The sequence below is a fragment of the Streptomyces sp. NPDC037271 genome, assembly GCF_055603605.1.
The window spans coordinates 115,844-127,773 of sequence record NZ_JBVJVN010000008.1 but is presented as its reverse complement, the minus strand read 5'-3'; the positions used below and the strand labels follow the sequence as shown (position 1 = coordinate 127,773).

At 72.6% G+C, this 11,930-nt stretch carries 5 protein-coding genes; all 5 read left to right on the top strand.

Translation table 11 applies throughout. The features are described 5' to 3' along the window. The first annotated feature begins 5 nt into the window (after nt 1-5). The 5 genes from ACZ7G3_RS16710 (at nt 6) to mfd (ending at nt 11,895) form a co-directional block, all read left to right on the top strand. Nucleotides 6-2,816: an SUKH-4 family immunity protein gene (locus ACZ7G3_RS16710; RefSeq protein WP_470926263.1), complete on the top strand. Its 2,811-nt coding sequence runs from the start codon at nt 6-8 to the stop codon at nt 2,814-2,816. A 166-nt stretch (nt 2,817-2,982) separates the two neighbouring features. Further along, the gene (locus tag ACZ7G3_RS16705; protein ID WP_470926261.1) at nt 2,983-3,873 is read left to right on the top strand and encodes a cellulose-binding protein; all 891 of its coding nucleotides are present in this window, start codon (nt 2,983-2,985) and stop codon (nt 3,871-3,873) included. Between the two features lie 680 nt (nt 3,874-4,553). Continuing rightward, complete coding sequence (locus ACZ7G3_RS16700; RefSeq protein ID WP_426596585.1) at nt 4,554-5,342, top strand: ABC transporter ATP-binding protein; 789 nt, start codon at nt 4,554-4,556, stop codon at nt 5,340-5,342. Beyond that, on the top strand, nt 5,339-7,906 hold the full coding sequence (locus tag ACZ7G3_RS16695; RefSeq protein WP_470926258.1) for an ABC transporter permease: 2,568 nt from the start codon (nt 5,339-5,341) through the stop codon (nt 7,904-7,906). The genes ACZ7G3_RS16700 and ACZ7G3_RS16695 overlap by 4 nt, the downstream gene beginning before the upstream one ends. Nucleotides 7,907-8,361: 455 nt before the next feature. After that, entirely contained in the window at nt 8,362-11,895 is a 3,534-nt protein-coding gene (mfd, locus tag ACZ7G3_RS16690) for a transcription-repair coupling factor (protein ID WP_470926256.1), read from the top strand. Nucleotides 11,896-11,930 lie beyond the last annotated feature (35 nt).

Genomic DNA, 11,930 nt, shown 5'->3' with positions numbered 1-11,930 from the left:
TGGCGATGGTGACGTTCGCGCAGGCGCAGGAGCGCGCGGAGGAGTGGGTCAACGGCGAGCTGCCGGCGTACCAGCACCGTGAGGTGCGGGTGCGGGAGTTCGAGCTCGGGTTCGTGGTGTGGGCCGAGGACCGTGCGGACGGGCCGCGTTCGGACGGGGGCGTGCACCGGCTGGTGATCGCACGGGACAGCGGTGAGGCGACGCTGTGGCCGGGGTTGCCGGTGGGTGAGGTGATCCGCCGGTACGAGGAGGAGTACGGCCGTCCGGAGGAGGCCGCGGAGCCGGTGGCGGCGCCTGCGGCGCGGGTGGATCTGAATCAGACGTCGTTCTTGCTGACTCCGCCGGAGTGGTTGCAGGAGGCGGCGGACAAGCTGGGTATTCCGGACCGTCGGCGGGGGGAGCACGCCGGCGGGGGTGGTGTCGGTGACACCGGTGGTGGTGGTGACGCCGGTGGTGGTGGTGACACCGGTGGTGGTGGTGCCGGGGCTGGGTCCGGTGCCGGGGCCGGGGCTGAGGGTGGTGCGCTTGCTGAGACGCGGGGTGGGGTGCCGTCAACTCCTGTGGCTCCTGTGGCTCCTGCGGTCCCTCCGGCCCCTGCGGCTTCGGTGGACGCGCAGGGGAGCGGTGCCGCGTGGCCGGCTGCCGGGGCGAGTGGTGCCGGTGGCTCCGGGACGGGTGCGTCCGGTGCGCCGGGTGCGCCTGCCGGGGCGACGCCCTGGGCGGGGACGGACACCAACGCGGACGCCGGTGAGGACCGTTCCGTACCGCTGCCCCAGACCGTGTTCGCGCCGCCGCTGAGCGGTGCCGACGACGACGCGCCGCCGCCCGCGGCGGCGCCGGACGCGAAGACGGCGCTGATGTCGGGCGGCAGTGGGCTTCCGCCGACGGCGCTCGCGCCGGCGATCGACGACCCGAACGCGCCGGCCGCGTCCGCGCCGTCGGCGCCACACGCTCCGCAGCAGCCCGCCGGCCCGGGTGCGTCGGCCGGCCCGGGTGCGTCGGCCACGCCGGCCCAGCCGCTCGCGCCGCCGGCCGGGGACATCGCCGACGCCGCGACCCGCAAGGCGACGCCTCCGCCGCGCCGCGGCGGTGGTTCGACCACGCCGCCTCCGCCGGGGGCCCCGGGTGTGCCGGGTGTAGGGCCGGGGAGTACGCCTCCCCCGTCGGCGCCGGCCGCACCGGCGGGTGGTTACGTGCCGACGCAGCTGGTGTCGTCGCTCGGCCCCGAGGGCCCGGGCGGTGGTCCGACCACGCCGCCCCCGCCGGGCGCACCGCAGCCTCCGGCCGGTCAGGGCGCTCCCGGTGGTCCGGCCACGCCGCCCCCGCCGGGCGCACCTGGTGGGACGCCCGCCGGTGGGATGCCTCCCGGTGGTACGCCTCCCGGTGGGATGCACCATGCCGCCACGATGCTGGCCGACCCGGGCCGGACGGGTGGCGGTGGGCCTCAGCCGCCCGCTCCGCCCGCTCCTCCTGGCGCGCCCGGTGTCCCTGGCGCGTCCGGTGGTCCGGGTACGCCGCCTCCGCCTGCCCCTCCCGGCGCCCCCGGCGTTTCCGGCGGGCCCGGCCCGCGGGGTTCCTCGGGCGGTGCGGGCGGTGCCGTGCACCATGCGCAGACCGTGCTGGCCGGGCCTGCGGTGGGCGGCCCCGGTGCGCCTCCGCCTCCGCCGGGTGCTCCTGGTGTTCCCGGTGCTCCTGGTGTCCCCGGTGGACCGGGTGTCCCCGGTGCCCCGGGCGCCGGACAGCCCATGCCGCCCGGTGCCGTGCCGCCGCCCGGCGGGCCGGTGCCCGGTGCGCCGCCGGCGTACGGCTATCCGCAGCATCAGCAGCAGCAGCCGGCCGGTCTGCCGACCGTCGGCCCCGGCTACCAGGCCGTGCTGCGCTACCGCGCCCAGGACGGTTCCGAGCAGCAGCTGATCCGGCGTTCGGCGCCGGGTACGCCGCACCCCGAGTGGCAGATCTTCCACGAGCTGCGGGGCATGAACGTGCCGCCGGACCAGGTGCTGGAGCTGCACACGGAGCTGGAGTCGTGCGAGCTGCCGGGTGCCTACTGTGCGCGGATGATCCGGGAGCAGTGGCCGCAGGCGCGGATCACCTCCATCGCGCCGTACGGCGCGGATCACGCGAGCCGGCAGCAGGGTATGCGGCAGTTGCTGGCGCACCAGGGCGAGTTGCATCAGGTGGCCGACGGGCCGGCCCGTCCGGCGCCGGTGCGCGCGCCGCTGCCGCAGGTGCAGCCGGCGCCGCCGATCCCGCCCGAGGCCATCGGGCAGGAACTGGGCGGCGCGTTCGGTCCGGGTGTCTTCCGGTTCGAGCAGGCCGCGGTGTCCCGGCAGGGGGTGCCGCCGATCGTGGCGCACACGCTGGTGGCGGCGGGTCTGCCGATGGACATGGGCCCGTTCTTCTGGGCGCAGGCCCAGCCGGGGCGTCCGGTGCCGACGCTGGCGGAGCTGGCGGCGGAGCGCGGGGTGCAGCCGGCGTCGGACGCGGGTTCGTACCTGGTCGTGGGCAGTGACTTCGGCCGGGCGATCTGTGTGCAGTACGGCACGGCGGCCATCGTGGCGGTGCCGGTGGAGGCGGGGCCGGGTGGTGCGCCGGTGCCGCCGCAGTTCGTGAACACGGGGCTGCCGGAGTTCGCGCGTTCCCTGGCGCTGCTGGGCCGGATGTGGCGGCTCAGGTTCGGTCTGAACCAGGAGCAGGCGGGCCGCTGGACGGTGGACTTCCAGGCTCAGCTGGCCGCGCTGGACCCGGCGGCGCTCGGGTCGCCGGAGAGCTGGTGGTCGGTGCTGCTCGAGCAGATGTGGGACGGGCTGCTGTGACGCGGCGGCGCCGCTGACGTACCCGGCGGGCGGGGCCCGGTCGACCTGTGAGGCGACCGGGCCCCGCCCGTTTCTGTGCGGTGTGTCGCATTATGAGGCTTTACTTCCGATCCATAAAGTCGGTTAAGTCCATTTAGTGCGGCAGCGCATCACAGGGGTGTTGAGCATGAGCGGCGCATCGGCGTCTCCCCACGGCTTCGTGACCGTACGCGGGCGTGAGCGCGGCTACCGGCCCGAGCAGGTGGAGGAGTGTGCCGCGGCGCTCTTCGAGGAGCGGGACGCGGCCTGGGAGCGGGCCGCCCGGCTCACCGTGCTCGCCCGGGAGATGGAGGAGGAGCTGGAGGACCTCCTGGATGTCGTCGCACGGCTGGAGTCGCAGAGCTACGAGACGCTCGGGGAACGCGCGGGGCGTCTCTTCCGGCTCGGTCAGGAGGAGGCAGAGGCGGTACGGGAAGGGGCGCGGAGCGCGGCGGAACGCCTGGTGGAGGATGCGCGGGCGCACGCGTCCGGTGTGCGTGCGGCAGCTCAGGCGCACGCCGAAGCCGTACGCGCCGAGGCCGACGAACGGGCCCGGCGGCTACTGCTCGCGGCGCGTGCGGAGGCCGACGAGACGCGGATCGCGGCGCGGCGCGAGGTGCGGGCGGGGCGCGGAGAGGCGCTGTGCGTGCTGCGCGAGATGCGGAGGCGCACCACCGGGATGCTGGCCGAGCAGAGCAGGGAGCACGCGCAGAGGTGGGCCGGGGAGGAGCGGGCGGAGGACGAGCGGGCGCGCGCCCTGGACGCGTACCACGCGGAGCTGTTGGCGCGCGCCGAGCAGGATCTGTACGAGGCTCGGCAGGCCCTGGCCGATGCCGGGGAGGCGGCCGGGAGGCGGCAGGAGGAGGCCCGGGCCCGGGCGGCCGAGGTGGTCGCCGAGGCCCGGCTGTGTCAGGAACGGATCGCCCGCGAGACGGAGCGGGTGCTGCGTGAACACGGGGCGCGGTGGGACGAACTCCAGGCCCATGTGGCCTCCGTACGCAGCAATCTCCGTTCGCTGACGGGCCGGGCGGTGGAGTGACGCCTCGGGCCCGCTTGCCCGGCGACTTCACCCGCCCCGGTGTGCCGCGCCGTCGCCCGCCCCGGTGTGTCGCGCCGTCGCTCGTCCCGGTGTGCCGCGCCGTCGCTCGTCCCGGTGTGCCGCGCCGTCATTCGTCCCGGTGTACCGCCCCGTCAGGGTCCAGCCCGTCAGGGTCTCGTGGTGCCGAGGCCGGCCTGCGCCTTCCGCCGGCCGGCCTCGGCGGCGTGCCGGGCGGCCTCAGGTGAAGCCCAGGGGTGCATCTTGGGCTTGCCCCTGACGTCGGGGGAGGGTGGATGCTCGATGCGCCTCGGGGAGGAGGACGACCCTGAGGTGGGTTCCGCCGAAGGGTGTACTGCCCCTAGGGGTACCTCCGTACTACGGCCTGGGGACGGCTCGTACCGTCGGAGGACGAGAGGGACCCGGTGGCGTCCTTAACCTGGTCCTACGTCGCCGGGGGGCGGCGAACCGGACCCGTGGGGGTGGGGTTTTCCCCAGGGAAAGAGTGCGCTGAACACCAGGGCGGTCGCTCTCCGGTCCGGCCAGACTCTTCGATGTAGCAGCACGGCACACGCACGGCGGCGCGTACACCGGGACGGGTCGCAGCACCGCGTTCACCAGTACGACCAGCGCCCGCCGCCGGCACCGGCGGCTCATCTGATGACCGACATAGGAGACTTGACATGACATCGGCCGTGAGTATTCCCACGCACGGGAGCACCGGAGGGCGTACGGCCGTTGCCGCGCGGGCGCGGCAGGTCGTGAAGGCGTACGGATCGGGTGAGACCCGGGTGGTCGCCCTCGACCACGTGGACGTGGACATAGCCCGTGGTCAGTTCACCGCGATCATGGGGCCGTCGGGGTCCGGCAAGTCCACGCTGATGCACTGCCTGGCCGGTCTGGACACCGTCACCGGCGGGCAGATCTACCTCGACGACACCGAGATCACCGGTCTGAAGGACAAGAAGCTCACGCAACTGCGCCGGGACCGGATCGGGTTCATCTTCCAGGCGTTCAACCTCCTCCCGACGCTGAACGCGATCGAGAACATCACGCTGCCCATGGACATCGCCGGGCGCAAGTACGACCGGGCGTGGCTGGACCGCGTGGTGGAGACCGTGGGGCTCGCCGGGCGGCTCAAGCACCGGCCGACGCAGCTCTCCGGTGGTCAGCAGCAGCGTGTCGCGGTGGCGCGGGCGCTGGCCGCCCGGCCCGAGATCATCTTCGGTGACGAGCCGACCGGAAACCTCGACTCGCGCGCCGGCGCCGAGGTCCTGGGCTTCCTGCGCCGGTCGGTGGACGAGCTGGGCCAGACCATCGTGATGGTCACCCACGACCCGGTGGCCGCCAGCTACGCGGACCGGGTGCTGTACCTCGCCGACGGCCGGATCGTCGACGAGATGTACAAGCCGACCGCGGACGCCGTCCTCGACCGCATGAAGGACTTCGACGCCCGGGGGCGCACGTCATGACCGTCGTCAAGACCTCGATGCGCAACTTCCTCGCGCACAAGGGCCGTATGGCGCTCTCGGCGGTGGCGGTGCTGCTGTCGGTCGCGTTCGTGTGCGGCACCCTGGTGTTCACGGACACCATGAACACCACCTTCGACAAGCTCTTCGCGGTCACCTCGTCGGACGTGACGGTCGCCCCGAAGGACGCCGAGGCCGAGGACACGCCGCAGAACGGGGTGCCCGAGTCGCTGCCGGCGTCCACGCTGGAGCAGATCCGCTCGGCCGACGGTGTGGCATCGGTCGAGGGCGCGGTCGTCTCGATGAACGTGACCGTCGTCGACGCCGACAACGACAACGTGGGCGCCACCAGCGGCGCCCCGACGTTCGCCGGGAACTGGACCAAGAACGACCTGCGGTCCATGGAGATCACCTCGGGGCACGCGCCGCGCGGCCCGACCGAGACGATGGTCGACTCCGACACCGCCGACAAGCACGACCTGAAGATCGGCGACGAGCTGCGCACCATCGCGCAGACCGGCGACTTCAAGGCGAAGATCGTCGGCATCGCCTCCTTCACCGTCACCAACCCCGGTGCCGCGGTCGTCTACTTCGACACCCCCACCGCCCAGCGCCAACTGCTCGGCGGCGAGGGCCGCTTCAGCCAGTTCAACGTCACCGCGGCGTCCGGCGTCACCGACGCTCAGCTCAAGCAGAACGTCTCCGAGGCCCTGGACGGCGGCGCCTACAAGGTCCAGACGGCCAAGGAGGCGTCCGACGAAGGCCGTGCGGACGTCGGCGAGTTCATGGACGTCATCAAGTACGCCATGCTCGGCTTCGCCGGGATCGCGTTCCTGGTCGGCATCTTCCTGATCATCAACACCTTCTCGATGCTGGTCGCCCAGCGCACCCGCGAGATCGGCCTGATGCGGGCCATCGGCTCCTCCCGCCGGCAGGTCAACCGCTCGGTGCTGGTCGAGGCGCTGCTCCTCGGCATCGTCGGTTCCGTCCTCGGCGTCGCGGCCGGTGTCGGAATAGCCGTCGGCCTGATGAAGCTGATGTCGGCGGCGGGCATGAACCTGTCCACCGACGACCTGACCATCAAGACGGCGACCCCCGTGGTGGGCCTGGTCCTCGGTGTCGTGGTCACCGTCCTGGCCGCCTACCTCCCGGCCCGTCGCGCCGGCAAGATCTCCCCGATGGCCGCCCTGCGCGACGCCGGTACGCCGGCCGACGGCAAGGCCGGCCGGATACGCGGTCTGATCGGCCTGGTGCTCACCGGCGCCGGTGCCGCCGCCCTGCTCACGGCCGCCGCCGCCGACAAGGCGAGCGACGGTGCGCTGATGCTCGGCGCGGGCATCGTGCTGACCCTCATCGGTTTCGTCGTCGTCGGCCCGCTGCTGGCCGGCTTCGTGGTGCGGGTGATCAGCGCGGTCCTGCTGCGGGCCTTCGGTCCGGTGGGACGGCTGGCCGAGCGCAACGCCCTGCGTAACCCGCGCCGCACCGGCGCCACGGGTGCCGCCCTGATGATCGGCCTCGCGCTGGTGGCCTGCCTCTCCGTCGTCGGCTCCTCCATGGTCGCCTCGGCCACGGGTGAGCTGGACAAGACGGTCGGCGCGGACTTCATCGTCCAGGGCAACCAGCGGATCGTGCCGCAGGCCGAGAAGGCGATGCAGGACACGCCCGGCCTGGAGCACGTCACCCGCTACAAGGTGCTCGACGCCACGCTGACCTCGCCCGACGGCAAGACCGACGACGACGGGGTCACGGCCGCCGACCCGACCTACGCCGAGGACGTGCGCCGCACGACGACGGAGGGCGAGCTCTCCGCCGCCTACGGCACCGACGCCATGTCGGTCGGCTCGGACTACGCCGAGAAGCACGGTGTGCACGTCGGCGACACGATCTCCGTGGCCTTCAAGGGCGGCGAGACCGCGAAGCTCAAGGTCGCCGCGATCACCAGCGACGACGTCGCCATCGACCAGGGCGCGCGGTACGTCAGCATCGAGACGATGCGGAAGTACCTGCCGGCCGAGAACATCCCGCCGAACACGATGATGTTGGCCAAGGCCGAGGAGGGCCAGGCGGACCAGGCCTACGCGGCGCTGAAGAAGTCCCTGGACGCCTACCCGCAGTACCGGGTGGCCGACCAGACCGACTACAAGGAGGAGCTGAAGGACCAGGTCGGCCAGCTGCTGAACATGGTCTACGGTCTGCTCGCCCTGGCGATCATCGTCGCGGTCCTCGGTGTGGTGAACACCCTGGCCCTGTCGGTGGTCGAGCGGACCCGCGAGATCGGCCTGATGCGGGCGATCGGCCTCTCCCGCCGCCAGCTGCGCCGGATGATCCGGATGGAGTCCGTCGTCATCGCCCTCTTCGGTGCCCTGCTGGGCCTGGGGCTGGGCATGGGCTGGGGCGCCACGGCGCAGAAGCTGCTCGCGCTGGAGGGACTGAACGTCCTCGACATCCCCTGGCCGACGATCATCGGCGTCTTCATCGGCTCGGCCTTCGTGGGCCTGTTCGCCGCCCTGGTGCCGGCGTTCCGTGCGGGCCGCATGAACGTCCTGAACGCGATCGCGACGGAGTAGCGACCGACGGCCACCACGCACGGGGGTCGTGGGGGAGTGCCCGGTGCCGGAACGTCCTGGAGGGCGTCCGGCACCGGGCTCGTCGCTGCCTCCGGCCCTTCGACGGGCTGCCCCTCCGGCCGCCTTCGACGGGCTGTCCCTCCGGCCGGCCGTGTCGGGCGGTGACCTCTCCGGGCAGGGGCCGTGCGCAGGCCACGGGGACAGGGGGAGACAGGGGCCAGGGGCCGAGGAGACAGAGGGAGGCAGGGAACCAGGGGTCAGGGGACAACGGCCAGGGGCCAGGGAGGGCGGAGCCCTTGGTGGGGCCCCGCCATGCCGGTCAACCTGGCAACGGACGTCATCCACAGCCCCGACGCCGACGAGCGCAGCGTCGTACGCTGGACACCCCCGGCCCTCACCGCGTCGGGCTACTCGTGTTGTCCACCCCGGCACCCCAGGACGGAAGCGCCCCCTCAATGAGTCTGCACGGTCTGCTCGACGCCGTCGTCAAGGACACCGCCCTCGCGGAAGCGATCACGGCGGCCGCAGACGGCAACCGCATGCACGTCGACCTGGTCGGCCCGCCCGCCGCCCGGGTCTTCTCGGTCGCCGCGCTGGCCCGCGAGACCGGCCGCCCCGTGCTGGCGGTGACCGCGACGGGACGCGAGGCGGAGGACCTGGCCGCCGCTCTGCGCTCCCTGCTGCCCCCGGAGGGCGTCGTGGAGTACCCCTCCTGGGAGACCCTTCCGCACGAACGGCTCAGCCCCCGCAGCGACACCGTCGGCCGCCGCCTCGCCGTCCTGCGGCGCCTGGCCCACCCCCGCCCCGACGACCCCGAGACCGGCCCGGTCTCCGTCGTCGTGGCACCCGTACGCTCCGTGCTCCAGCCCCAGGTCAAGGGCCTCGGCGACCTGGAGCCGGTGGCGCTGCGCACCGGGCAGAGCGCCGACCTGAACGAGGTCGTCGAAGCCCTGGCAGCCGCCGCGTACGCGCGTGTCGAGCTGGTGGAGAAGCGCGGCGAGTTCGCGGTGCGCGGCGGCATCCTGGACGTCTTCCCGCCCACCGAGGAGCACCCCCTCCGCGTCGAGTTCTGGGGCGACGACGTCGAGGAGATCCGCTACTTCAAGGTCGCCGACCAGCGCTCCCTGGAGGTCGCCGAGCACGGCGTGTGGGCCCCGCCCTGCCGCGAGCTGCTCCTCACCGAGGACGTTCGGGAGCGGGCACGGGTCCTCGCCGAGGACCACCCCGAGCTGGGCGAACTGCTCGGCAAGATCGCCGAGGGCATCGCGGTGGAGGGCATGGAGTCCCTGGCACCCGTCCTCGTCGACGACATGGAACTCCTGTTGGACGTACTGCCCAAGGGCGCCATGGCCCTGGTCTGCGACCCCGAGCGGGTGCGCACGCGGGCCGCCGACCTCGTGGCCACGAGCCAGGAGTTCCTCCAGGCGTCCTGGGCCGCCACCGCGGGCGGCGGCGAGGCGCCGATCGACGTGGACGCGGCCTCCCTGTGGTCCATCGCGGACGTCCGGGAGCGGGCCCGTGAGCTGGACATGATGTGGTGGTCGGTGTCGCCGTTCGCCGCCGACGACGCGCTGGACGACGCCGACACGCTCAAGCTCGGCATGCACGCCCCGGAGAGCTACCGCGGCGACACCGCCAAGGCGCTGGCCGACACCAAGGGCTGGCTCGCCGACGGCTGGCGCACGGTCTACGTCACCGAGGGCCACGGACCGGCCGCCCGCACCGTCGAGGTCCTCGGCGGCGAGGGCATCGCCGCCCGCCTGGACAACGACCTCGGCACCCTCAGCCCCTCCGTCGTGCACGTGTCCTGCGGCTCGGTCGACCACGGCTTCGTCGACCAGGCCCTCAAGCTGGCCGTGCTCACCGAGACCGACCTGACCGGGCAGAAGGCCGCCGGCCGCGAGGGCGCCCGGATGCCGGCCCGGCGCCGCAAGACCATCGACCCGCTCACCCTGGAGGCGGGCGACTACATCGTCCACGAGCAGCACGGCGTCGGCCGCTACATCGAGATGGTCCAGCGCACCGTGCAGGGCGCCACCCGCGAGTACCTGGTCGTGGAGTACGCCCCCGCCAAGCGCGGCCAGCCCGGCGACCGGCTCTACATCCCCACCGACCAGCTGGAGCAGATCACCAAGTACGTCGGCGGGGAGGCCCCCACCCTGCACCGCCTGGGCGGCGCCGACTGGACCAAGACCAAGGCCCGCGCGAAGAAGGCGGTCAAGGAGATCGCCGCCGACCTGATCAAGCTGTACAGCGCGCGGATGGCGGCGCCCGGTCACGCGTTCGGCGCGGACACCCCCTGGCAGCGCGAGCTGGAGGACGCCTTCCCGTACGCGGAGACCCCGGACCAGCTCACCACCATCGCCGAGGTCAAGGAGGACATGGAGAAGACCGTCCCCATGGACCGCCTGATCTGCGGCGACGTCGGCTACGGCAAGACCGAGATCGCGGTCCGCGCCGCTTTCAAGGCCGTCCAGGACGGCAAGCAGGTGGCCGTTCTCGTGCCGACGACCCTGCTGGTGCAGCAGCACTTCGGGACGTTCGGCGAGCGGTACGCCCAGTTCCCGGTGAACGTGCGGGCGCTGTCCCGCTTCCAGTCCGACACCGAGTCGAAGGCGACGCTGGAGGGTCTGCGCGAGGGCTCGGTGGACATCGTCATCGGCACCCACCGCCTGTTCTCCTCCGAGACGAAGTTCAAGGACCTGGGCCTGGTCATCGTCGACGAGGAGCAGCGCTTCGGCGTCGAGCACAAGGAGCAGCTGAAGAAGCTCCGCGCCAACGTCGACGTCCTGACCATGTCCGCCACCCCCATCCCGCGCACCCTGGAGATGGCGGTCACCGGCATCCGCGAGATGTCCACGATCACCACCCCGCCGGAGGAGCGCCACCCGGTGCTGACCTTCGTCGGCCCCTACGAGCACAAGCAGATCGGCGCCGCCATCCGCCGCGAGCTGCTGCGCGAGGGCCAGGTCTTCTACATCCACAACCGCGTCGAGTCCATCGACCGCGCGGCGGCCAAGCTCCGGGAGATCGTCCCCGAGGCGCGGATCGCCACCGCGCACGGCCAGATGTCGGAGCAGGCCCTCGAACAGGTCGTCGTCGACTTCTGGGAGAAGAAGTTCGACGTGCTGGTCTCCACGACCATCGTCGAGTCCGGCATCGACATCTCCAACGCCAACACCCTCATCGTCGAGCGCGGCGACAACTTCGGCCTCAGCCAGCTCCACCAGCTGCGCGGCCGGGTCGGCCGAGGACGGGAGCGCGGGTACGCGTACTTCCTCTACCCGCCGGAGAAGCCACTGACGGAGACCGCGCACGAGCGGCTCGCCACCATCGCCCAGCACACCGAGATGGGCGCGGGCATGTACGTGGCGATGAAGGACCTGGAGATCCGCGGCGCGGGCAACCTGCTGGGCGGCGAGCAGTCCGGACACATCGCGGGTGTCGGCTTCGACCTGTACGTGCGGATGGTCGGCGAGGCGGTCGCGGACTACCGGGCCTCCCTGGAGGGCGGCGTGGAGGAGGAGCCGCCGCTCGAGGTCAAGATCGAGTTGCCCGTCGACGCGCACGTCCCGCACGACTACGCCCCCGGCGAGCGGCTGCGGCTCCAGGCGTACCGGTCCATCGCCTCCGCCAACAGCGAGGAGGACGTCAAGGCCGTACGCGAGGAACTCGTCGACCGCTACGGCAAGTTGCCGGAACCGGTGGAAAACCTGCTGCTGGTTGCGGGCCTGCGGATGCTCGCGCGGGCGTGCGCCGTCGGTGAGATCGTGCTCCAAGGCAACAACATCCGCTTCGCGCCCGTGGAGTTGCGCGAGTCCCAGGAACTGAGGCTCAAGCGGCTCTATCCCGGAAGCGTCATCAAGGCGGGCGCCCACCAGGTCCTCGTGCCGCGCCCGAAGACCGCGAAGGTGGGCGGAAAGCCGCTGGTCGGGCGGGAACTGCTCGGCTGGGTGGGGGAGTTCCTGACCTCGATCCTGGGGTCGTAGCAGCCCGCCGGGAAAGCCCGGAAGCCGTCCACGGG